Genomic DNA, 23,217 nt, shown 5'->3' with positions numbered 1-23,217 from the left:
CATGGACGATGAGCAGGGTGCCCTTCCCGGAAAGGAGGATTTCAGCGCATGGTACAACGAGCTCCTGTGGCGTGCCGGGGTCATGGACGTCCGGTACCCGGTCAAGGGCCTGTATGTCTGGTTCCCGTTCGGGTTTGCACTCCGCCGGAACGTGTACGGGGAACTCCGGGCGCTGCTCGATGTCGACCACCAGGAGGCGCTCTTTCCCCTGCTCATCCCGGAGACCGAGCTGGCCAAGGAATCGGAGCACATCAAGGGCTTCGAGGACGAGGTTTACTGGGTCACCCACGGCGGTGCATCCCCCCTCGACGTGAAACTTGCTCTGCGGCCCACCAGCGAGTGCGCCATATACCCAATGTACCACCTCTGGGTCCGGTCCCATGCCGACCTCCCGCTCAGGCTCTACCAGGTCGTGAACTCGTTCCGGTACGAGACCAAGCATACCCGCCCCCTGATCAGGCTCCGGGAGATCACCTCCTTCAAGGAAGCCCATACGGTCCATGCCACGTGGGATGACGCCGAGTGCCAGGTCGCAGAGGCCATCCGGCTCTACCGGGCCTTCTACGATATCCTAGCGATCCCGGTGATCATCTCGAAGCGGCCCGACTGGGACAAGTTCCCGGGCGCCGATTACACCATCGCCGTGGACACCATCATGCCTGACGGCCGGACCCTCCAGATCGGGACCGTTCACCACCTCGGGGACCATTTCTCGAAGACCTTCTCCATCACCTACGAGGATGTTGACGGGGAGCAGCAGTTCGCCCACCAGACCTGTTACGGGATCTCCGAGCGGTGCATCGCCGCCCTGATCAGCATGCACGGCGATGACCGGGGGCTGGTGCTGCCGCCGTCGGTGGCTCCGGTCCAGGTGGTGGTGGTCCCGATCACCATCGGGAAACGGAAGGACGAGGTGCTGGCAGCTGCGGAGGAGGTCGGGCAGCGTCTTACCGCGGGGGGCATCAGGGCAAAGGTCGATGCCCGGGACCTTCGTCCCGGCGCGAAGTACTACTACTGGGAGATGCGGGGGGTCCCCCTCCGGCTCGAGGTCGGCCCACGGGACATCGATGCCGGGCAGGTGACGGTGGTGACCCGGCTCGGCAATAAGAGTACCGTCTCCCGTGCCGGGCTCGAGGAGGGGGTATGCTCTGCCCTGGCCGGGTTTGCATCCACGCTTACCGACAGGGCGAAGGAGCACGTGAGGACGCATATCCGGTTGGTATCGAGCATCGAGGAGCTGTCGGCAGCGGTCGAGCAGGGCGTGGCGGTGGTCCCGTGGTGCGGGAAGCGGGTGTGCGCCGATTTCATCGAGGAGAGCGTGAATGCGAGCGTGCTTGGGACCGACATACGCTCGGAGTTCATCCCGGAGTGCAGGGGTCCCTGTGCCGCCTGCGGAAAGGAAGGGGACGGGGCGCTGGTGGGCCGGTCGTATTGAACCACTCCTGGTTTTCCCACTCGAAAAAAAGGTATACGACCTCCCCACGAGATGAAGAAGCCGCATGCTTTTTTTTTTCCCCAAGAAAGCGGTTCATACTGCAATGCATGTCGCAGAGGAATGAGGATCTTCTACCGGCAGAACGTCTTCAGCGAGTCCTTTAACGGAGGAGAGCGATTGACCATCCCGGCTTTCGGCTTCTCCCGCGGGTTTGCAACGGTGGCTTCTCACCCGGGAAGACCCTGTGAATGTGCAGAGTAATTGCCGCCTGCTTTCCGGGTAAGGAACCTGTATATCGTTCTCCTTTTTTTTACCCTGCATGTTTTTGCGGGAGCTGTGCAAGGTCACCGGCAGGATGCCCGGCCGGAGTTGTTCGCCTGGGTTTCCTGGAATGTTTATCCTGCCGGCGACTCCCTTTCACGGAGAACCGGGCCATCAACGTTACGAGATCACGGACTTTTCAGGGTCCATCACTGGTTGAAGGGTCATTTGATCTCGTAATGGCATTTTTCCTGCTGTCATGCGATGTACCGGTGATGATACATCCCTTCTCCCATGTTTCCATTGCATACGCGGGAGCTCAGGGGGGAGCGACCTCGTGCCACGCGAGAAAAACCCAAAAAAATTTACGATAGTTTCCTGCCTCAGCACCCGGGGCAGAAGAACAGGAACCGGGACCTCGGGGTGGAGAGGTCCCCGGAGACGACTTTTTTCCCGCCGGCGATATAGATCTTCCCGCACCCGGCGCAGCGCTTGGGCCGGACCCGGTCTAGCCGTGTCATGGGCACTTCGAGCATGAACCGGGTTTCAGGCTTCTCCTGGGATGTGCCGCATTCGTTGGCAAGCTGCATGACCTGGAGGGGGCTTGCCCCGAGCTCCAGGAAGCGCTTGAAGAGGAAGTAATGGAAGACCAGCCAGGTGAGGTCGGAGCGGTCGAAGAAGTCTTCGAGCTCGTTCTCCGGTTCGCTGAAATCTCCCACCTCGCTTCCGCAGAGGGGGCAGCACCCCTTGACGAGCTCGTCGAAATAGACTTCCTCGCGGCAACCAGGGCAGGTCGTATGTATGTGTATTCGCGATGTCATGGATGGTATTTCGGGGTTTTGTTCGTGCTGCTCGGTTTGAAAAGGAGCAGGGTATTCCCGCGTGCTGTAGTGAGTGGTCCGCATTACGGTACCGTGCTATTCACCGCACGCCTGGGTGCGGCACGGCAGGCCGATGTGCACGGGCAGGCCCGTGCTGCTCCTTCCCCTGCCGTGACCATCATCCATTGTCAGGCTGTTTCTTCTGTTTGTACCAGCATACCATAAAACTTTATTCTGAAGCAGGCGGAATTACCGGATAAAATCGCGAAAATAAAGGTAATATAAGGTTTTTTTGGTCGTGTCCGGCCCGGGCCCGGCCGGTCAGCGCAGGAGGATACCAAAGACGCCCGAGAGGCATTCCAGCGCTTCCCGCCGGTTCCCCTGGCGCATGGTGGTTATCCCCCGGGAGACGAGCTCCCTGATGTCGTTTTTGTCGATGCCGTAGGCGACCATGAAGCACCTTCCCGATTCGTCCAGGTTGCCGAGCATGAAGTGGCAGTTGCTCATGATCACCCAGGCATCGGCATGGTTGGGGTCCTCAGCGATGACCCGGGAGAGGCATTCGATGGCTTCCCGGTACATCCCCCGCTTGCTCAGGGAGAGCCCTTTCCAGTAAAGGATCCGGCTGCCCACCGTGCAGAGCGACTCTGCTCGTTCAAGGCAGGCCACGGCCCGTTCGTGCTGGCCGGAAAGGGCATGGGCGATCCCCATGTTGATCCATGCCGTGCAGTAATCGGGGTAGATACGGAGGGCGTGGTTGAAGGAGCTGATGGCTTCCGGGTAGCGCTTCAGCTGCACCAGGGCGTATCCCCGGTTCACCCAGGCGCCGATGTACCTGGGGCGGAGGATGGTGGCATTGGTGCAGCACTCAAGCTCGGCGTCCCACTTCCCGAGTTTCCCGAGCGCATGCCCTTTCAGGTTCCAGGCCTCTGCGCAGTTCGGATCGATCTCCAGAGCCTGGTCGCAGCAGGCGATCCGGTCCTCGAACCTTCCCTGTTTGCCGAACGCAAACCCTTTCTGCAGCCATGCATCGACCGATCGCGGGTCGAGCTCGAGCACGCGGTCGCAGATCCGGATCTCCTCGTCGTACCTACCCAGCTTGCCGAGGGCGAACCCTTTTCCGAGCAGGGCCTGGATGCTGGTGCGGTCTTTCCGCAGCGCCTGCCCGAACCAGAACAATGCCTCGTGATGCAGCCCCTTTCGGGAGAGGCGCACGCCCTCGGCGCAGAATGCCCCGGCCTTACCCTCGCGCATCAGGTACTGGTACCGGCCGGGGCTTGTCCCGCAGTACTGATCCCCTGTCCCCGGTGGCCCCCCAGCGGCCACGGCACGTTCCATTACAAAGAAATGATCGGATGATGGTGATAAATCCTCTCTTTTCTGACTTATTTGCCAAACTGCCTGCGTTGCACACCTCCCATCCTGAAAATGCGGGGGGGTCGTCGCAGATCTTAATCCCTGTATCGTTTTTCAATATCCGTCCTGGCACCGGTATAGGTGATATCGTCGTGTGGGATCCAGGCCGACCCCTGCCGGTAGACGTATTTGTAGGTGTAGGTGTCCCGGGGGTAGTCGTAAGACAGGATCATGATGCCCTGGTGGGGGGATGTTTCTTTCGTTGCGACCTCTCCGACCCCATATTCCGGGCTGTATTCCCGTTTCAGCAAAGGGAGGTTGAAGGGGTTATCGACATTTCCCCATTTGTACGGGTACCGGGTCTCGAAGTCATCGAGCCCGAACGTATGAGACCCGCCCCCTTCGTAGAACGAGACCTGCCCGAAGTCGCCCATGATAACCGTTCTCGTCGAATATTTTGTTTGGGCGGGATCGTAGGACTGGACCACCTCGCCGATCCTGTCGATCGGGTTCACGATGACGATATCCCCAATTCCGTATTTTGGGGCGGGAGCCGGTGGTGATGTTGCCCCTGGTCCCCGGCCCTGGCCAAGCCCGGCCTGCCTGAGGGTATCCGAGCAGCCGGAACAGCACAGGAGCAGTCCAAGGACCCCGAGTAGGACAATGATCTTCCCCCACATACAGAGCGGATCACTGCGCTATATGAAATACGTTGCGCTCTATCGCTGGGTCCGGCGCAACAGCCCAGCCCTTGATACCGGTATCCAGGGCAGAGGGAAGATTATTCCTTCGGGTGCTCCACACTGTCTGCAGGTATGCAGAGCAATCCCGCGGCCTGCACCATCGCCGGGTCGGACTCGGGCGGCGGTGCCGGTATCCAGGCCGACCTGAAGACCTTTTCCGCCATCGGGGTCTGGGGGACGACGGTGATCACCGCGCTGACCGCCCAGAACACGCAGGACGTGTACCGGGTCTGCATGGTGCCGGAGGCGATGGTCGCCGCCCAGCTGGAAGCGGTCATGGCCGACTTCGATATCCGGGCCTTCAAGACTGGCATGCTCGGGTCGGCGGCAATCATCCGGACCGTAGACCGGGTGCTCCCGCCCCGCTGTCCGCTGGTGGTGGACCCGGTCATGGTGGCCACGAGCGGTGCGAGGCTGCTTGACGAGGGCGCAGGGGATGAACTGATCGGCACACTGCTTCCCAGGGCGACAGTGGTGACCCCGAACATCCCTGAAGCGGTGGTGCTGTCCGGGATGGAGATCTCCACCATCGATGAGATGCGGGAGGCGGCGCTGGCGATCATGGAGCTTGGGCCGGAATACGTGCTCGTCAAGGGCGGCCATCTCGAAGGGGCGGAGGTGGTAGATCTCCTGGTCGGGCCGGGCCCGGAGCTGGTGCTCTCCGGCGCCCGGTATCCCCACGATGTCCATGGTTCAGGGTGCTGCTTCTCGGCGGCAATAACCGCGTATTTGGCGCTTGGGTGCACGGTCCCGGAGGCGTTCCGGGAGGGCAAGGCGTTCATTGCTGCAGCGATCAGGGAAGCGGTGGTGAGCAAATCGGGGAGGTACAGCGTGAATCCCCCCCGGGGAAGGAGTGGGAAAGGGTAATGCAAGGTATTCTGGGGGCATGCATCTCCTGCCCCGGATCTTCGATCAGGCTGGTCCGTGGAAAGTCCGCGATCCTGCCGTCGTGGGCAGGGTAGAGGAAAAACCCCTGTTTCCGGTCCGGGTTTACCCCTCCCGGGATGGTATCTGGCACCCCAATCGGGGCTCAATAAAGGCTTTTTTCCCCTGAAAAGTACCGGTTGCCACCTTCCCGCAGGGGAAAGCTGTTCACCGGCCCGGTAAAGTCCCTTATAACGGTTAATTTCATGAATGGCGCGATATCCAGGCCAATAATTCCTGCTCTTTACCCGGCCCGGGACCCGGGGTCCCTGGGGGCAGGTATTTCATATCACCCTCAATGAGAACCTCCCCTGTAATGCATCCGTGAAGGTCGGTTTTTCGATGGAAATTGCGGAATAATGGTGGGTCCGGCGGCCTGTTATCGTCTCCTGGCTGTGCTGGTAAATGGTGAAATGATTCCTGGGGTTCGCCGAATCCGTCCGTTTGCCGAATGGAGCCCGCAAATGCCCCGGATCGCGACCCCGCCACCAAGAATATATCCAATGACGACATCTGTGTATTTGCCACACGGTCCCGGCCTGCCGGGAACGGCTGCCGGCGAGCGGACCTTCTCGGACTTTATCGTAGCGAGCGGACGCTCCCGATCACTTTCCCGGGGCGGACCGGTGGCAGGAAAACGGCTATGGATCAGGAAACCACAGCACAACGACAACGGGCGATGGCAGCGGTTGGCTGCCACGCCGATGACATCCAGCACGGCACGAAGAACAGCGATCCGGACACGCCCCTTTCCACCCGGCACACGTGGGTGGCGGGGGTCGTATCCTGCCAACCAAATCCCCTGCCATCACGGGAATACCGGGGCGATGCCCGGTGACGCGGGGACACCCGCCCTACGTGGCCATCGATGAAGCGCAGCGGTATGCTGCAGCCCTGGGGTGCCTGGTCATGGCGGTGAACGCGCAACGGCCCGTCATGCCGTTTGACTTCGTCACCTACCACCACGGGCGGATGGCGCTGGTCAAGGTCCGCCGGCTCCGGTATGCCGGGTACGGGGTCGCCGATATAGCGGTCACCTGCCGGGACGAGATCGCCGCCCTGCGGGCCATGCCCGTTTCGCCGGGTGTCTCCCTGCAGTTGCACGTCAGGGGTCCTGGCCGGCACTGGCACTGGTACCTCGTCCTGCCGGACAGGATCGAGAGTGCCGGGAGCGGGGGCCCGGTGCAGGGTCCCCGGAGAACCTGTCGCCCCGGCCACGGGAGGCTGGTCTCCGGCCAGCAGACCCTGGACTGGGCCGTCCTGTAAAATGGAGCCGGACCGGGCTCCATTCCCTAATTTCCTTTCATTTTTTGCCAGTTACATTTTCTTTTTTATATTCTCGGACTCCATGAACATTCACCGGGCAAATTTATATATACGAAGGAGCGCGAGTTCTGGTTTATACATTGTTTGCCTTCACAGAAGGGCAGTACTGATTCAATCAAGGTGGATCAATTCATGAAGACTATCAGAACTGATGAAGAGGCAGTATCGCCGGTAATCGGCGTTATTCTCATGGTCGCTATTGTCGTGATCCTCGCGGCAGTGATTGCGGCCTTTGTGTTTGGTATGACTGGAACTGTTCAGGGTTCCAAGAGTATAGCTGCAACAGCTAAGTATGTTGGTCCCAACTCAGTTGAGGTGACGTATCAGGGTGGAGCTGATCATCTCAAACTTACGTATTTAGTACTCACGATAAATGGTGAATCTTACAATTCCACACAAGCCACTCCGTTCTACTCTAACTCTACAGCGGGAGCACAACCAGCTGTTGGCACAAAATTCCTGTTCCCTAATCAGAAACCAGTCACCGAGAATACGGTTGTGGTTATCGGTAGATTTACCGATGGAGCTGATCAGGTTATTCTTGATCAGAGAGTCTAATCAGGTTCTAACCTTTTTTTTTAGTTATAAAATTTTCCAGGCAGGATTCTTATAAGAAGCTAAATCATCAGAACTAGGACTTTTAAGGGTAATCGAAAGTAATCATGCCACCATTCCGAATGATTCTCCTTCTCCTCAATTCGTCCATGATTTCTACCGTTTGGCTTTCCGAGCGTCACAGCCCACACTTCGCAGAGCACGGAGATGAGATAGAACCGGGTGGGTTCTGTCACGCCTGTTTATCTCAGTTATCAAGGAAATCTTGATCCACTTCATATTCCTAACCGGGCATTACAGCACATTTATTAGAACACAACAATAGTGTCTTTTTACATCTGGGGGGAACATCAATGCATCGGAAATATTTCCTTTATAACGACGAGGCCGTATCCGTCACCATCGGCACCACCCTTCTCGTTGCCATCATCGTCATCCTCGCTGCGTTCGTCAGCGCGGTAGCATTTGGAATGGTCGGAGCATCAATAACATCAAAGGTCGTGGGAATGACCGTCGCCACCGGTTCGCTCTCCAATGCCAGTCCCACCGCGCTCATCACCATTCATGGCGGGACCGATCTTGAGCGCCTGATAAGCCTCGAATATGCCATGAACGACACCATGACGTATCGCTTCGTCACCGATATCAACGGACATATCATTGATCCTGGTTCAGGTTATCCTCTACAGGTTGGAGACGTGCTTGCAACGGGATGCGATTCGCCGCTTGGGAAACGTCTTCTCATCAGGGGAACCTTCACCGATGGATCCAGACAGGTGCTGTTTGATAAGAACTTCTAACCCTTTCTCCGAACCAATATGCCCGGGATTTTTTTTCGGAACGACAAACAAGTATCGGAATAACTTTTATGTCGATAACGTTTACCCAAGCCCTTTCTCCCACCGCTGGTCCTTCTCGCTCCCCTTCATGCAGAAGTCCTTCCCGGAAAGCCCGAGCTCCTGGTAAACGGTGCACTGCGGGCAGGTGCATCCCCTGTCCTCGCGGATGCACCGGAAGCTCATACCGAGGATGCAGAAGAGCACTTCGCCGTTTCCCTGGGCGCAAATCGAGTAGCTCGGGCAGGACGGGCAGATGCAGGCCCCCTTTGCCCGGTCATAGGCACTCCACCGCTCCTCCTTCCTCACCGGCAGGAGCTCCTTCATCTTCCCCTCAAAGGTGTCCATCGTGAAATCCCCTGTGCTTCTGGTTGGCGGGGGGAGGATATCAAACATTACGGTGGCGGTGGAAAGGACAGGGCACCATCCGCGGGAGGTACGATCGGGATACTCCAGGGAACGGTCATCGCAGTCTTCCGGCAGGATGCTATACCAACCGCCATGTCGCAAGACGGCAAACCGGCTCCGCCAGGCGATGAAGTTTCCGCCCCGGGAGCCCCCGGGCTCCATCCCCCGGGCTCCATCCCCCGGGCTCCATCCCCCGGGCTTCATCCCCCGGGAGACCTGGCGATGAGGCGGTAAGCCGTCTCATCGATGACGCCTGCGACCAGGAACCGCCCGGCAGGGAGACGCCGGCAGGGACAGAGGAAGCGATCGAGGATATCTGCCAGGGGAAAGCCCCCGACCCTCGGCGAAAATGCCGGGAAGCCCGGTGTCTGAACGGTATATGCCGCCGGGTTCACCCCCGGCGCTTATACGGGGCTTCCCGGTACGGGCAACAGGGGCAGGCTCTGGGGTTGCACACGACGGCGATGCGGACCGGGCAGCCACCATCGATGGGAAACTTCCGCTGGAGGATGCGGTTGGGCCCCCGTGGTGGACAGAGGGCGCTCGCACAGGATCCCCTCTCCCCGGACTGGCGCCAGGAAACCGGGAGGGTCGTGGGACCTATCCGCTTTTCTCGCTGAGAGCCAGCCACTAACCGGACCGTCCTGTCGATCGGGGCCATGACCCGGTCATCTCTGTCATTGAGACCGGGGGTTGCCGGGACCGCTTATCGGATTCTCTACTCTGAAGAGGTCGCCGGAGAGGCGGCCAGGCTTTACCGGGCGCCTGCCCGTGGCCGAATCACCGGGCAAAACAACACGGAGGGGAACCGGTCCCGGGTGGCACCAGTCCCGGGAACTGCCCAGGCTATGCCCTTTTGCCGTCCTGCAAAGAACTATGCTCCCCAAGCGAGGATCACTATACACGACTTATGAAAATTACCCTGTTTTTCGACAACCCTTCCCTTCCTCCGGAGGTCCCGCCGTGAGAACCCTCTCCTTCGCCGACCTCGGCCTCACCACGGATATCCAGCGGGCGGTGGGCGACCAGGGCTTCGAGGAACCCACCCCCATCCAGTCCCTCGCCATCCCCCTGCTGCGGGACGGAAAAGACGTCATCGGCCAGGCCCACACCGGGACCGGGAAGACCGCCGCCTACGGTATCCCCATCATCGAAGCAGTGAAGCCTGGCGAGAAGAAACCCCAGGCCCTGGTAATCTGCCCCACCAGGGAGCTCGCCATCCAGGTCTCCGAAGAGCTCCGGAAGCTTGCGAAGTACCGGAAGGGAATCGTCATCCTCCCGGTCTACGGCGGCCAGCCCATCGAGCGGCAGCTGCACGCCCTCCGGTCCGGGGTGCAGGTGGTGATCGCCACCCCCGGCCGGCTCCTCGACCACCTCGACCGGCGGTCCATCGACCTGTCCGCGGTGCGGACCGTGGTGCTCGACGAAGCCGACGAGATGCTCGACATGGGCTTCCGGGACGACATCGAAGCCATCCTGAAAAAGATCCCCGGCCAGCGCCAGACAGTGCTCTTCTCGGCGACCATGTCAAAAGAGATCAGGGATCTCTCGGCCAGGTACCTGAACGACCCCCGGACCGTCCAGGTCATGCACGACAGGCTCTCGGTGCCGAAGATCGAGCAGTCTTACTTCGAGGTCCGGGAATCGGGAAAGATCGATGTCCTCTCCCGGCTCCTCGACCTCCACGACCCTAAGCTTACCCTGGTCTTCGCCAACACCAAGCGGCGGGTCGACGAAGTGGTCAACCACCTCCAGGCCCGGGGATACCTCGCCGAAGGACTCCACGGCGACATGAACCAGGCCCAGCGGGAACGGGTCATGGCAAAGTTCCGCGAAGGCCGGATAGACATCCTGGTCGCCACCGACGTGGCAGCCAGGGGGATCGACGTCCCCGATGTCGACCTCGTCGTCAACTTCGACGTCCCCCAGGACCCCGAGTACTACATCCACCGGATCGGGCGGACCGGCCGGGCCGGCAAGTCCGGCACATCGTTCACCTTCGTGTCCGGCAGGGAGATGTGGAAGCTCCGGGACATCCAGCGGTTCGCAAAGATCCGGATCGCCCAGCAGGCGGTCCCGGCAGCCCACGAGATCACCCTCCGGAAAGCCGAGATCCTCACCGGGCGGGTGCGGAGGATGATCGAGGAGCAGGACCTTGCCCCGGCCACCGCCCGGGTACAGCAGATGATGGGGGACGAGTACACCTCGCTCGAGGTCGCCTCGGCCCTGCTCCTGCTCCTGTCCGGCGACGGGCCAAAGCCGGATAAATGACCGGTCCCCGTGGGAAAATACCCGTAATTATTTGAGCAATCTGGCTTTGGGATTCAACAATTATTTATTCCTGGACTCTCCACCAGTACCGTGACAACCCGGAGCACCCGATGATCAACATACTGCTCGTCCATGACAACAGCGAACTCATCGACGCCACCCGATCGCTCCTCGAGAAGGGCGGGGAGGTCCGCGTGGATACCGTCGGATCCACCAAGCAGGCCGTCGAGGTGCTCAGGGACCGGAACTACGACGTCATCGTCTCCTACTACCAGCTCCCGGAAGTGGACGGCATCGAGTTCTTCCCCGAGATGAACGGGATCGGGCTGTTCAGGGAGCTCCGGGCCCAGGGGAACACCACGCCGTTCATACTCTATACCCGTCTGGGCCGCGACCGGGTCCTCTTAAAGGACCTGAACAGCGCCGGCGAGGTGGTGTTTTCGAAGGGACTCGAGCCCCGCTCCCCCCTCACCGAGCTCCGCGACCTGGTCTACCAGGCCGTGCTCCGGAAGAAACTCGAGCGGGAGCAGGTGCTGCGAACCGACCTCCTCTCGTCCCTCCTCTCCCTCACCCCCATCTGGATCTGCCTGATCCGGGGGGGCGCCATGGAGTGGGCCAATACCCGCATGTCGTCCGGGCTGGGGTACGAGGAGGGCGGGCTGGTGGGGAAGAATGCGACCGCCCTTTTCGCCGACCGGGAATCGTTTGAACGGGCCTCCCGCGAACTCACCCTGAGCATCGATGCCGACGGCTGGGGGCGGGCCGAGACCATGCTCAAGAAGAAGGACGGAAGCCCGGTCCACTGCCTGCTCAGGGTCCACGCCATCGACACCCGCGATCCTGCACGGGGCCAGGTGATGGTCGTCGAGGACGTCACCGAGAAGAAACGGCTGGAAGAGGCGGTCAGGGAGAGCGATATCCGGACCCGGGAGCTGCTGATGCACGCCGCGAGCATGATCATGAAGATCGACCTTGCAGGGAATATCACCTTCTTCAACACCTTTGCCCAGAACTTCTTTGGCTACTCCAGGCAGGAACTGCTCGGGAAGAACATCCACGGGACCCTGATCCCCGCCGGCGAGGCCGGCGGCCGGGAGGCGACCGGTTTTGCAAGCGACGCGGCCCTGAACGGGGAAGGGGTCGCGGTCCGGATCAGCGGGATGCGGACCCGGGACGGCTCGCCGGTCTGGGTGGCCTGGACCACCAGGGCCATCCGGGACGCCGGGGGGCACGTCAGCGAAGTGGTCTGCATCGGCCACGACATCACCGACCACACCAGCCGGGAACGGCCGCGGATCAGCACCGCCATGTGGAAGGAGCGGGTGATCGGCGGGACCGACATCAGCGACGAGGTCTTCGACGCGGTCTTCTCCATCTGCCTCGAGATCTCCCGGGAAGGCCGGGAAGGCAAGAAGGTCGGCACGGCGTTCATCATCGGCGATACCGAGAACGTGCTCGCCAAGTCCCGCCAGCTGATCCTCAACCCGTTCGCCGGCCACCACACCGCAGACCGGATGGTCACCAACCATGACCTCAAGGAGAACATCAAGGAGCTCGCCCAGCTGGACGGCGCCTTCGTGATCCGGGGTGACGGCCTGATCGAGGCCGCTGCCCGCTACATCACCATCGACACCAGCGCCGTGGGTGTCCCGAAAGGGCTCGGGACGCGGCATTCGTCGATCGCGGGGATCACGCTCGTGACCGGCGCCATCGGGATCGTGGTCTCCCAGAGCGGGGGGAAGATCTCCATCTTCCGGAACGGGCGGATGGTCCAGGAGATCGCCTGAAACCCTCCGGCGGCCGAATAGTTGAATGCCCGCGGAGTAGATGGGATCTCTCATGGAGACAGGCGGGCTCTCGCGGTCGCTCGGGTTTGTCGAGGTCACCCTCTCGGGAATCGGCATCATCCTCGGGGCCGGGATCTATGCCCTGATCGGGACAGCGGCAGCCGGGGCCGGTAACGCGGTCTGGCTCTCGTTTGCCATCTCCGCGGTGGTCGCCCTCTTTACCGCGCTCAGCTATGCCGAGCTCTCCTCGATGTTCCCGAAATCAGGGGCCGAGTACGAGTACACGGCGGCCGCGCTGGGGGAGTTCGTGGCCTTCGTGGTCGGCTGGCTGATCATATTCTCAGGCATCGTCGGTGCGGCCACCGTGGCCCTCGGGTTTGGCGGCTACCTGGGTGGACTGCTCATCATACCGCGCCTCCCTGCCGCAATCGGGCTGATCGTCGTCCTCTCCGTGATCCTGGTGGTGGGCGTCAGGGAGAGTGCGCTGCTGGCCGGGCTCTTCACCGTGGTCGAGGGGTGCGGCCTCGTCCTGGTGATCATCGCCGGGCTCCCGTACCTGGGAAAGGTCGACTACTTCGAGATGCCGCTCGGGATTTCCGGGGTCTTCACTGCCGCAGCGCTGGTCTTCTTCGCCTACATGGGCTTCGAGGAGATGGTCAAGTTCTCCGAGGAGACCACCGATCCGGAACGGACCGTGCCCCGGGCGCTGATGGTGGCGCTCGCGGTGTGCACCGTCCTCTACGTACTGGTCTGCTTCTCGGCGGTGAGCGTGGTGGGGTGGGAGGGCCTGGCCGCTTCCGATGCACCGTTCGCCGCAGTGGCGGTCGCAGCCTGGGGACCGGGGGCGGCCCGGCTCCTCTCGGTCATCGCCCTATTTGCCACGGCAAACACCGTGCTCCTCATGCTCCTTGCCTCATCCCGGATCAGCTACGGCATGGCCCGGTCAGGGACCCTGCCCCGGCCCCTGGCCCGGGTCCACGCCACGCGCCGGACCCCGTGGGTGGCGGTCATCGTGGCCGGCATCGGGGCGTGTATATTCCTCTTCCCCGGAGATATCGAGTTTGTGGCCAACGTCTCGAACTTCACCCTGTTCGTCACCTTCCTGGTGGTGAACGCATCGGTCATCATCCTCCGGCTCCGGGACCCGGGGCGGGCCCGCCCGTTCAGGGTGCCGGGCAGGATCGGCCCCCTCCCGGTGCTGCCGTTCTTCGGCATCGCCTCCTGCCTCTTCCTCTTCGTCCAGCTGACCCCCGAGGTGATCGGGATCGGGACGGTCCTGGCCATTACCGGCTGTATTGTCGCCCTGTTTGCCGGGAAGAGGAAGTGAAGGGCCGGGACTACCCGGGACGATACGGGGTGTTGGTGGACAGGCAGACGGCGGCTTTGTCCATGATCGCCGGGAGGTCGCGGGAGTCCCGCCAGTCGTCCATGAGCAGCTCGGCCGGCGACCCTCCGACGATACGCTCCCGGATGAAGGGGAGATACGGGCGTTCGCCGGGAGCGGCATGCCGCTCTGCCATGCGGAAGAGGCGGAGCAGTTCGGGCTCAAGCCCGGCCGTCCCCCTGGCAATGGCCTGCCCGGTCATCTCGAGAAGGGCCCGGCGGTCGGATTCAAGGCCCAGGAGATCGGCCCGCAGCAGGGCCCGGATGAAGGCGCAGAGGGCCATGTCGGAGGCGACGCACTCCTGCTCGTCCATGACCTTGAGCTCGACGCAGGGCCGGGAGAACCTGACGATAACCCCGTAGGAGGCCACCCACTCCTCGCAGAGCACCGATCCTCCCTTCGTGCGCAGTTCCCTGTACATCCCTTCGAGCCAGTCCAGGTACTCCTGCCGCGAATGGAGCAGGTCCGGGACGATCCCGTTGCAGATACGCGGGACCTGGCGCTGGTTCTCACGGTAAAAGAGAAGGCGGCTGTCCATGGACCCGGATGGTGCCCCCTCCACAAACGGCGAGGCGGCGCTGACGGCCACCAGGTAGGGGATGAGGGACCGGAGGGAGTTGAAGAGAGCGACCAGGGAATCATCCCCTGCATACTCCAGGTTAACCTGGAGTGACTGGATGTTTAGCCAGCCGTGCTGGGAGAGGCCAAAGATCCGGTCATACGCCGCGTAGTAGTCCTCTTCCTCCTGGTCCCAGACCGCGGTCTCAGGGAGGCGGAGCGAAGGGTGCATCCCGAGCCCGAGGAGCCGGTACCGTCCCCTGAATTTCCGGGAGAATGCCGCCACCCCCCCCGAGACCATCGCGTCGAGCTCCCGGACCGATGATGCCGGGTGATGGGGGACCACTTCGATGACCGTCTTCTGTAGCTCTTTCCCGAGCTGGACGCACCCGAACGATGCCTCCGGTGAAGGCCCGCCGTGCAGTTCGGCAAGGATCCGGTCGGATTCCGGCCTGGGGAAGAGCCCCGGGCTGTTGATCGAATACTCGTGCTCGGTCCCGATCAGCACCGGAGACCAACTCCCTGCAGGACCCCGGCGGGCCCCGGTACCCGGAAGATGACCCCGTGCCCGCTGCCCGGAACGGGCGGAACGGCCCGCACCAGCTCGTCCCCGGCCACGGCCGGCAGGAGGGCACCGGCTTCCGGCTCCTCGCCGACGGGTCCGGACAGGAAAAAGGGCTCCCCCCGCCCCGGCCAGGCCCCGGGCACCCGGCCCACCGCGCCGGAAGGAAAGGGGCCTGCCGGGCAGCGTCCCGCGCCGGGCACCAAGCCCACCCTGCCCGCTGCACGGCAGGAGCACTCCCGGCACCCGGTGGAACGGGGCGGGTGCCCAGCACCAGTGGTCCCGCTGACCGGGCCACGGGAGATCGGCATGAAGGCCTCCCGTCCCCTGCACCGCTCATGGGCGCCCCCGGCGATAAAGGACCACGGACCGGCCATGGGCGCCCCCTCACCGCTCCAGGAGATGGCAGATGATCTTATGGTAAACCTCGGGGTAACATTCGTCCTCGCCGCCTTCGAGCGAGGGGTTGTCGTTGACCTCGATGACCGTGCAGTCGCCGTTGCTCGATTTCAGGTCGACCCCGTAGAGGCCGGTGCCGACCGCCCGCGCTGCCTGGATGCCGGTCGCAATGACCTGGGACGGGGCCTGCCCTGCCGGGATGCTCTCGACGGCGCAGTAGACAACGTGGCCGTTGACCGAGTCCTGGATCTTGAAAGTGGTGTCCGGGATGGTGTACTTGCAGACATAGAGGAGTTCCCCGTCCAGCACTCCCACCCGCCAGTCGTACCGGCTCTCCACGAACTGCTGGGCAACGATCCAGTCCGACAGCCTGGTGAACCGCTTGGCGACCTGCAGGAATTCCCCGGGGTCGTGGACTTTCTCCACCCGGAGCGAGAACGACGTGGACGGCTCCTTGAGGATGAGCGGGGACCCGATCTCCCCGAAGATGTCGCGGATCCGGTGGAGGGTTAGATCGTGCCGGGAAAGAAAGAGGGTCCGTGGGATGGGCACGCGGTGCTGCATGAGCCGGGAGTACATGTTGACCTTGTCCGAGCAGATCCTGATCGAGTCCGGGTCATCGATGACCGGGATCCCGTTTGCCTCGGCCATGCGGGATGCGACGTAGGTCACGTTCAGGGGATCGGTACGGGCCCTGATGAAGAGCGCGTCCATGGCCGGGACCTTCCTGATGTCGACAGGGAAGAGGAACTCGGCGGAGTGTCCCATCTCCTCGGCAACGTCCCGGCAGCGGATCAATGCATTGAGCTGCTCGGCGCTGGAAAGCGTCCTCCGGTCCACGAAGATCCCAAGCCTCTTCATAGGAACTCCTGGCCTGACATGAAGATGCGCAGCAGGGATTTCTCCGGCTTCGAGAGCGCCGAGTACCGGGCCGGGGCCAGCGATGAGAGCAGGTGAGTGTCACCGCGCTTTACCAGGACCATGGTGACCAGGGGGAGGTGGAACTCCTCAAACAGCAGTGCCGCGAACCGGGAGAGCTGTTCATTATGTCCATGGGTGCGCCCAAAGATGGCATGGACGGTCACCACCTCGTCACCATTGTCGAGGGGCTGGTAGCAGAACGGGTACTTGCCGCTGTTGGTGATGTGCCGGATCACCTCTTTTGCCCGTTCCATGCCCCATACCACGGCATACCCCGACGTGCAGGAGAAGTAGTTGAGACCGTAGAGGATGGCCGGCACCTCCACGAAGGACTGGGAGATGAAGCAGCTGGCAACAGGTATCCCGGCCCGGGAGGCCTGGTCAAGGCAGACCGGGACGATGGAGGCATCGAGCACCGACCGGCTGCCGGGATGCACCCGTTCCCCGGCAAGTTCCCGGGAAAGGATGAGGTAGTAGGGTTCGGTCTTGTAGCCGTACTGCTCGCTCACCACGAACAGGCTGCCGTCCCGGGTCACCAGGTAGGTCGAACCGCTCCGGAGCCGGCGGTGATGGCCCGCTCCTGCCGTCTCATGGGGAGACGGCCAGCGATGGTCCGGGGGCTCTTCAGGGGGGGAAGATTCCTCTGCGTGACTATCGTTCATCCGGTGAAAAACACGCTCCGGGGGTTGTGGCGGCAGGGAAGAACAGGATCAGTCCACTGGGAGAGCGGATGATAATCATGTAAAAGAGCCCTTGTTTCCGGACAGTTCGGGGTATTCATGGGGGACCACAGGCTGCAGCTGCAGGTTATCCGTGTATGTTCGCCATAGCTATGGTTCACCATCAGGAATATAAACCTGGCTGTCGCCCGCCCCTCCCCTGTCCAGGCATGGACCCCGGTCCACCTCACCTCCCCCGGGACCGCGGCACGGGGATCATCCCCCTCCGGCCCGGGAACGCCGGTCCCGGTGCATGACTCCGTGACAGCCCCGCAATGCCGAACAGCGCAAGAGCTTATATCACCCTGTTTCTCCATAGTTCCCTTTGAAGGGTCATGGAAGGCACCGTACTCGAACTGACCGATATCACCTGGGGAAAGACTGTCGAGGAATCCGATCTCCCGGTTCTCGCCATGTTCTATAGCCCGACCTGCCCGCACTGCAGGACCATGGAGCCGTATTTTCGTCAGCATGCGCAGGAATTTGCAGGGGCCGCTGTGTTCGTGCGGATCGATATCACCGCGAACCAGTGGACGGCGGAACGGTTCGGGGTGAAGAGCACCCCGACCTTCAAGATGTTCTGCCACGGCAAACCGTTCCAGGAAATGGTTGGAGCAGTATACCCGGCGCTCCTGAAGCGCATGGTTGAAGAAGCCCTGAAGAGCGGTTCGGAGTGCGTGCGGGCATCGACGGAGATCAACTACGATATAAGCGGGTACGGGTAGGTCTTCCGGCCATCCCTGGGCGCGGAGTGGTAAACAGGGGAATGGCAGTTCCCGGTGACCACCCCGGAAAAACGAGTTCCTCCCGGGACCCCTGCCGGGACCCGCACCGAGGCCCGGGGCGGTTGCTGTTCCCGTCCAGGTCATACCCTATCCCCCTCCCCGGTAAGTTTTTTCACCCGGGACAAACAAATTTGTTGTTATTAATATGACAACACTATGGAGGGCTGCCCCCTGCCTGGGCTTTCTCATCATCGTGCTGATGCTGGCCGGGACCCTGGCGGCTGCCGCCCCCCAGTACCTTGCCGGCGCACCGGAATTCAGGGGAGTGGTCGAAGGCCCGGACGAGATCCCGCCCGGGACCACGACCACCCTGGTCATCCACCTTGAAAACCGCGGAACCGATCCGCAGAAGATCGTCTCTTCCGTGGGGAGCGCCGGCCCGCCGCCAAGCACTGCCATCGGGATCACGGCGACGCTTGCTGCCGGAGATGCACCCCTCGTCCTGAAGACCGGCCCCCAGATGGTCGGAAACCTGGCTTCCGGGGAAGGGGTGCTCATCCCCTTCGTGCTGACCGTGGTGCCCGGTGCCATGGGGGGTGAATACCAGCTCCCCCTCACCCTCTCCTACACCTGGCTTTCATCAGAAGAACAGGTGGGGAGAGAGAGCGTTATCTACCGCTACACGAAAGAGGAGGTACTCGTCCCCATCCCGGTGCGGATCAAGGACGTGGTGAGGGTCGGGGTCGCGGGCATGCAGACCGGCAACCTCACCGCCGGGGGCGAAGGCGTCCTCACCCTCCGGCTCGAAAATACCGGGTCCCTCGAGGGGACCGGGGCGGTAGCCCGCATCCGCCGGGCCGGCGAGAGCCCGGTTATCCCGGAGGCCGGGACCGTGTACATCGGCACCTTCTCACCCGGGACCGTGCATGAATGCCGGTTCAAGGTGAGGATCGATGAGACCGCGGAGGCAGGATCCTATCCCCTGTACGTGGAGGTCGACTACCGCGGCCGGTCGGGCGAATCCCTGACATCGAGACCAGAGACCACCGGTATCCCGGTTGCCGGAAAAATAACCTTCGGTGTCCACTCCGGTTCCCCCCTTGTATACCGGGGCACCAGGGTACCGGTTGACGTCACCTTCGAAAACACCGGCCCTGCACCAGTCTACAGCGCACAGGCCCGTATCAGTGCCGTAGAGCCCTTCACCGGCTACCGCGACACCGTGAAACTTGGCGATCTTGCGCCCGGTGAACAGGCATCTGCCCGGTTCGAAATCGGCGTCGATAAGGCCGCAACGCTGAAAGAGTACGGGCTTACTGCCGAGGTCCGGTATCGCGATGAAACTGACCAGGACCGGGTCTCCGATCCCCTCACCGTAACCGTCACGGTCGGCGAACGCACCGGGCTCATCCGCATCTTTTCAAACCCGCTCATCCTGAGCGTTATCGCGGCGCTGGGAATCGGCATCGTCTACTACCTGAAGGTGTACCGCACCAACAGGATCAACCGGCCGGAAGGATAGAGACGGTTTACGCCGGGCCGTGTAGTCCAGGGCCCGCACGGCCCTGCCCGGCATCCTCCTGGATGCACTCCGAAGCGCGTAATGAAACGCAAATGAGGTTTCCGAATCCACATCCCCTAGGGATGAAATATCCCAAATACCGTTTTCACACCGTTTGCCGGATGGCAGGGCAGTCAACGGAAAAATCCCACCCGGGGATCTCTCAAGGGGCCCCGGGTAACCTGTTCCGTCGCCGGAAATCCTTAAGATGCAAAACCGCTGGCAGGATTACCGGGAAACGGGTACGGCATCCAAAAAAAAGGTGGGGAGGTTTACTTGAATATATCGAAGATCTGGTCGCTTCCGGTTGCAGCCAGTCGGTCCCGCTCTTCCCGCTCCTCGACAAGGGCGAGCAGCGGCAGGGACATGTCGATTCCCGGGACATGGCCGAACATCTTCTCGAGCTCCACCTGCTGGGCGTGCATGAAGAGGGCGTTCGGGATGTCCATGGCGCACAGTTCCTGGCACTGCCCGCAGTTGATGCAGGAGTCGGCGATGTGGGCGAACCTGATGAGCTGGAACATGAAGTTCGGAGGGAGCTCTCCGGGCTTGACCAGGTAGGGCTTCTTTGTGCTGCACTCCACGCAGTAGCAGATCGGGCAACTGTCGATGCACTGGTAGCACTTGATGCACCGGGAGGTCTCCTTCACGATCTTCGCCAGGCGGTCCCTCCCGGTACCGAGCCCCTCGAAATCATGCTTCCGCCACTTGTCGGCGAGCTTGTACATGGCGTTCTCGACCTTGCCCCGGATCTCGAGGCCCTTCGGGTTGGGCGCCTCGGTCTTCAGGACACCGGCCTTGACCGCCTCGTCCAGGAGCATGGCCCCCTTCTCGCTGCAGACCTCGACAAAGGTCGCCTTGCCGGCCTTGTCGCCGATGACCCCCCAGTTACCGCAGGCGAGATCGGCCTGGCGGGGGACCTTCAGCTTGCAGCGGCGGCAGTTGGGACGCCGGCCGTACCCGGCCTCTTCGAGGTCGTCGATGGAGATCCCCTTGTGACCACCCTCGTACTCGATGATGAACTGGCCCTTGTCGATCTCTTCCTTGTGGACCGTGTCGGGGTCGACCTCGAACTTCTCCCTGATCATCTTGCGGGCCGTGATGGGGCTGACCGTCCCGCCGCAGTTCACGCCGATCATGATGATGTTGTCCAGGTTGACCTGCTGGCGCTTGGCGAGCTCGTAGAGTCCCATCATGTCGCACCCCTTCACGGTCATGGCGATCTTCTTGTCCTGGGCACCGTCAAGGTACTTCTTGACCAGCTTGGAGAGGAGCAACGTCCCGCAGTGGAGGGACCCGGCAGTCTTGTCGAGCTCTTTGGGGTCGGTGATGTAAGTCGGAACCGCGTCGTAGACATCCTGCCCTCTCTTCACGGCAAAGACCCCATCGACCATCTTCTTCTCGAGCGCAAACTTGAGGAGCTGGGTCACCGCGCCGCCGCACTCTGCTTTCTTCTGGAGCTCATCGTCGGTGGTCCAGGCGTAGAACATGTCACCTTTCTTCGACATTTACTTCCCCTCCGCTATCTTTTCGACCTTGATGGCACAGGCCTTGAACTCCGGGATCTTGGCGATGGGGTCAAGGGCATTGTTGGTGAGCACGTTTGCAGCGCACTCCTTGTAGTGGAACGGCATGAACATGACCCCCTTCATGATGTCCTTCGTGACACGTGCCGGGACAGTGACGCTCCCGCGCCTGGTCGTGGCCCTGACCATCTCCTCGTCCCTGATCCCGAGCGCCTTTGCATCCTCAGGGTTGATCTCGATCCAGCCGGTTGGCTCCTCGTTTTCGAGTGAGTCGGACCGGCGGGTCATCGTGCCGGTGTGCCACTGCCAGATGCAGCGCCCGGTGGTGAACACGAACGGGTACTCGGCGTCGGGGACCTCAGCCGGGGGCTTGTAGGGCACAGCAAAGAACTGGCCCAGGCCGTCGGGGTGGGCGAACTTCTCCCTGTGGAGGATCGGGGTCCCGGGGTGCTCGGGGGTGGGGCATGGCCAGTGGGCAGCTTCAGGCTTGTTGAGCCGTGCATAGCTCATCCCGGCGTAGGACGGGGTGACCTTCCGGATCTCCTCGAAGATGTCCTCGGCGCTGTTCCAGGGGAACTGCTTTTCATAACCCATCTTTGCGGCGATCTCCTTGATGATCACCCAGTCCAGCTTTGCCTGTCCCGGCGGGTCCTGGGCCTTTCTCCACATCTGGACACGGCGCTCGGTCGAGGTCTGGGTGCCGTCCTTTTCTGCATAGCAGCAGGCAGGCAGCACTACGTCAGCGAACTCCGCGGTCTCGTTCATGAAGATGTCCTGGACGACCAGGAACTCGAGGTTCTTCAGGGCCTTCTCCACGTGGTGGATATCAGGGTCCGAGAGCATCGGGTTTTCGCCCATGATGTACATGCACTTTAGCTCGCCGGGCTTGTCGGCCAGCACGTCCATCATGACCGTCACCTCATAGCCGTTCTTGCCCTCGGCGATGCCATCGGGGAAGCCCCACGCGTCCGAGAACTTCTTGTGGGCCGCCTCATCGATGACCTTCTGGTACGCGGTGTATACCACCGGCAGCGCACCCATGTCGCAGGCGCCCTGCACGTTGTTCTGGCCGCGGAGCGCGTTGACCCCGGTCCCGGGCCGCCCCAGGTTCCCGGTCAGCATCTGGATGTTGGCAACCGACCTGACGTTGTCGACCCCGGTGGTGTGCTGGGTGATGCCCATCGAGTAGAGGATGCAGGCCGATTCGGCCTTCCCGATCCATTCCGCGGCAGTCTTGAGCTGGTCGGCCGGGATACCGGAGATCTTCGAGACGTTCTCGAGGCTGTACTCCGGTTTCATGACCTCTTCTTTCAGCTTGTCAAAGTCCTTGGTCCGGTTCTTGATGAACTCCTTGTCCTCCCATCCGTTCTTCAGGATCTCCTGCATCAGGCCGTTCAGGATGGCGACATCGGACCCTGACCGGAACTGCATGTACAGGTCGGCCTGCTTGCCCGTCGGGGTGAACCGTGGGTCGGCATAGATCAGCTTGGCGCCGTTCATCTTGGCCTGCATCACTCTCCTTCCGATCAGCGGGTGCTGCTCGAAGGTGTTGCTCCCGAGGATGAAGACGCACTTTGACTCGGCAATATCGCCGATCGAGTTGGTCATCGCGCCCGAGCCAAACGTCGAGGCAAGCCCGGCGACCGTCGAGGAGTGGCAGAGCCTTGCGCAGTGGTCAATGTGCCGGGTCTTGAGCACGCCGCGCGCGAACTTCATCATCGCGTAGTTCTCCTCGTTCGAGACACGGGCTGAGGAGAGGCAGGCGCACTCATCGGGCTTGTACTGCTTGAACTTCTTGGCGATCAGGTCATATGCTTCGTCCCAGGTCGCCTCGACGAACTTTCCGTCCTTCTTGATGAGCGGGGTTGTCAGGCGATCGGGATGGTTCACGAACTCGTGGGCATAGGCGCCCTTGGGGCACACCTTGCCTTCATTGACCGGAGATCGGTGGTAAGGAGCGACGTCGACCACCTTTCCGTCTTTGACCACGAGGTTGAAGGTGCAACCCGTCCCGCAATAGGGACAGGTCGTCTGCACATATTTTACGTCCATGGTAGAAACCTCGAACATACAGATCTCGGACACCATTCTTATTTAACAGTAATGATTAACATCGCTGAGATTGATGATTAATGGTGG

The 23,217-nt window shown here is 61.7% G+C and carries 22 protein-coding genes; 11 read left to right on the top strand and 11 right to left on the bottom strand.

Annotation, left to right across the window (positions count from 1 at the left end; genetic code table 11):
• The first annotated feature begins 1 nt into the window (after position 1).
• A complete protein-coding gene (locus tag IPI71_02605; protein ID QQR71422.1) occupies positions 2-1,435 on the top strand; it encodes a proline--tRNA ligase in 1,434 nt (477 codons plus the stop codon).
• Positions 1,436-2,079: 644 nt separating this feature from the next.
• On the opposite strand, the gene IPI71_02600 is transcribed toward IPI71_02605, so the two are convergent.
• The 3 genes from IPI71_02600 to IPI71_02590 form a co-directional block, all read right to left on the bottom strand.
• Complete coding sequence (locus tag IPI71_02600) at positions 2,080-2,517, bottom strand: hypothetical protein (protein ID QQR71916.1); 438 nt, start codon at positions 2,515-2,517, stop codon at positions 2,080-2,082.
• A gap of 321 nt (positions 2,518-2,838) precedes the next feature.
• A complete protein-coding gene (locus tag IPI71_02595; GenBank protein QQR71421.1) occupies positions 2,839-3,855 on the bottom strand; it encodes a tetratricopeptide repeat protein in 1,017 nt (338 codons plus the stop codon).
• A gap of 113 nt (positions 3,856-3,968) precedes the next feature.
• The gene (locus IPI71_02590; GenBank protein QQR71420.1) at positions 3,969-4,553 is read right to left on the bottom strand and encodes a hypothetical protein; all 585 of its coding nucleotides are present in this window, start codon (positions 4,551-4,553) and stop codon (positions 3,969-3,971) included.
• A 135-nt stretch (positions 4,554-4,688) separates the two neighbouring features.
• Here IPI71_02590 and thiD point away from each other — a divergent pair, with 135 nt between their 5' ends.
• The 5 genes from thiD (at position 4,689) to IPI71_02565 (ending at position 8,221) form a co-directional block, all read left to right on the top strand.
• Positions 4,689-5,483 carry a bifunctional hydroxymethylpyrimidine kinase/phosphomethylpyrimidine kinase gene (gene thiD, locus IPI71_02585; protein QQR71419.1) on the top strand — a complete coding sequence of 265 codons (795 nt, stop codon included), beginning with the start codon at positions 4,689-4,691 and terminating at the stop codon, positions 5,481-5,483.
• A gap of 700 nt (positions 5,484-6,183) precedes the next feature.
• The gene (locus tag IPI71_02580) at positions 6,184-6,378 is read left to right on the top strand and encodes a hypothetical protein (GenBank protein QQR71418.1); all 195 of its coding nucleotides are present in this window, start codon (positions 6,184-6,186) and stop codon (positions 6,376-6,378) included.
• Positions 6,375-6,806 carry a hypothetical protein gene (locus IPI71_02575; GenBank protein QQR71417.1) on the top strand — a complete coding sequence of 144 codons (432 nt, stop codon included), beginning with the start codon at positions 6,375-6,377 and terminating at the stop codon, positions 6,804-6,806. The genes IPI71_02580 and IPI71_02575 overlap by 4 nt, the downstream gene beginning before the upstream one ends.
• A gap of 192 nt (positions 6,807-6,998) precedes the next feature.
• The gene (locus IPI71_02570) at positions 6,999-7,424 is read left to right on the top strand and encodes a type IV pilin N-terminal domain-containing protein (protein QQR71416.1); all 426 of its coding nucleotides are present in this window, start codon (positions 6,999-7,001) and stop codon (positions 7,422-7,424) included.
• Positions 7,425-7,774: 350 nt separating this feature from the next.
• Positions 7,775-8,221, top strand: coding sequence for a type IV pilin N-terminal domain-containing protein (locus IPI71_02565; GenBank protein QQR71415.1), 447 nt, complete (start codon positions 7,775-7,777; stop codon positions 8,219-8,221).
• 81 nt (positions 8,222-8,302) lie between these two features.
• Here the strand turns inward: IPI71_02565 and IPI71_02560 are convergent, their stop codons facing one another.
• Both IPI71_02560 and IPI71_02555 read right to left on the bottom strand, forming a co-directional pair.
• A complete protein-coding gene (locus IPI71_02560; protein ID QQR71414.1) occupies positions 8,303-8,869 on the bottom strand; it encodes a DUF2769 domain-containing protein in 567 nt (188 codons plus the stop codon).
• Positions 8,866-9,060, bottom strand: coding sequence for a hypothetical protein (locus IPI71_02555; GenBank protein ID QQR71413.1), 195 nt, complete (start codon positions 9,058-9,060; stop codon positions 8,866-8,868). The genes IPI71_02560 and IPI71_02555 overlap by 4 nt, the downstream gene beginning before the upstream one ends.
• Positions 9,061-9,628: 568 nt before the next feature.
• On the opposite strand from IPI71_02555, the gene IPI71_02550 reads away from it, so the two are divergent.
• From IPI71_02550 to IPI71_02540, 3 genes are all read left to right on the top strand, one after another.
• Complete coding sequence (locus IPI71_02550; protein QQR71412.1) at positions 9,629-10,936, top strand: DEAD/DEAH box helicase; 1,308 nt, start codon at positions 9,629-9,631, stop codon at positions 10,934-10,936.
• Positions 10,937-11,046: 110 nt separating this feature from the next.
• Positions 11,047-12,723, top strand: a complete 1,677-nt coding sequence (locus tag IPI71_02545) for a PAS domain S-box protein (GenBank protein ID QQR71411.1) — start codon at positions 11,047-11,049, stop codon at positions 12,721-12,723.
• 40 nt (positions 12,724-12,763) lie between these two features.
• The gene (locus IPI71_02540; protein ID QQR71410.1) at positions 12,764-14,050 is read left to right on the top strand and encodes an amino acid permease; all 1,287 of its coding nucleotides are present in this window, start codon (positions 12,764-12,766) and stop codon (positions 14,048-14,050) included.
• A gap of 10 nt (positions 14,051-14,060) precedes the next feature.
• Here IPI71_02540 and IPI71_02535 read toward each other — a convergent pair whose 3' ends face one another.
• Genes IPI71_02535 through IPI71_02520 form a run of 4 tightly spaced genes read right to left on the bottom strand, consistent with a single transcriptional unit; the run spans position 14,061 to position 17,209 of the window.
• Complete coding sequence (locus tag IPI71_02535) at positions 14,061-15,173, bottom strand: hypothetical protein (GenBank protein ID QQR71409.1); 1,113 nt, start codon at positions 15,171-15,173, stop codon at positions 14,061-14,063.
• Positions 15,167-15,604: a hypothetical protein gene (locus tag IPI71_02530; protein QQR71408.1), complete on the bottom strand. Its 438-nt coding sequence runs from the start codon at positions 15,602-15,604 to the stop codon at positions 15,167-15,169. Before IPI71_02530 ends, IPI71_02535 begins: the two co-directional genes overlap by 7 nt.
• A 10-nt stretch (positions 15,605-15,614) precedes the next feature.
• Entirely contained in the window at positions 15,615-16,487 is an 873-nt protein-coding gene (locus tag IPI71_02525) for a RimK family alpha-L-glutamate ligase (GenBank protein QQR71407.1), read from the bottom strand.
• Positions 16,484-17,209 carry a RimK-like ATPgrasp N-terminal domain-containing protein gene (locus IPI71_02520; protein QQR71406.1) on the bottom strand — a complete coding sequence of 242 codons (726 nt, stop codon included), beginning with the start codon at positions 17,207-17,209 and terminating at the stop codon, positions 16,484-16,486. Before IPI71_02520 ends, IPI71_02525 begins: the two co-directional genes overlap by 4 nt.
• A gap of 392 nt (positions 17,210-17,601) precedes the next feature.
• On the opposite strand from IPI71_02520, the gene IPI71_02515 reads away from it, so the two are divergent.
• Positions 17,602-17,991: a thioredoxin family protein gene (locus IPI71_02515; protein QQR71405.1), complete on the top strand. Its 390-nt coding sequence runs from the start codon at positions 17,602-17,604 to the stop codon at positions 17,989-17,991.
• Positions 17,992-18,196: 205 nt separating this feature from the next.
• Positions 18,197-19,513 (top strand): COG1361 S-layer family protein, encoded by a 1,317-nt coding sequence (locus tag IPI71_02510; protein ID QQR71404.1) that lies wholly within the window; start codon positions 18,197-18,199, stop codon positions 19,511-19,513.
• A gap of 311 nt (positions 19,514-19,824) precedes the next feature.
• On the opposite strand, the gene IPI71_02505 is transcribed toward IPI71_02510, so the two are convergent.
• A complete protein-coding gene (locus tag IPI71_02505) occupies positions 19,825-21,060 on the bottom strand; it encodes a Coenzyme F420 hydrogenase/dehydrogenase, beta subunit C-terminal domain (protein QQR71403.1) in 1,236 nt (411 codons plus the stop codon).
• A complete protein-coding gene (gene fdhF / locus IPI71_02500; protein QQR71402.1) occupies positions 21,061-23,130 on the bottom strand; it encodes a formate dehydrogenase subunit alpha in 2,070 nt (689 codons plus the stop codon).
• Between the last annotated feature and the right edge of the window lie 87 nt (positions 23,131-23,217).

The sequence above is a fragment of the Methanolinea sp. genome (assembly GCA_016699325.1).
Taxonomy (GTDB): domain Archaea; phylum Halobacteriota; class Methanomicrobia; order Methanomicrobiales; family Methanospirillaceae; genus UBA9949.
The sequence above is the reverse complement of the archived record's forward strand: the minus strand, read 5'-3'. Positions and strand labels throughout refer to the sequence as shown.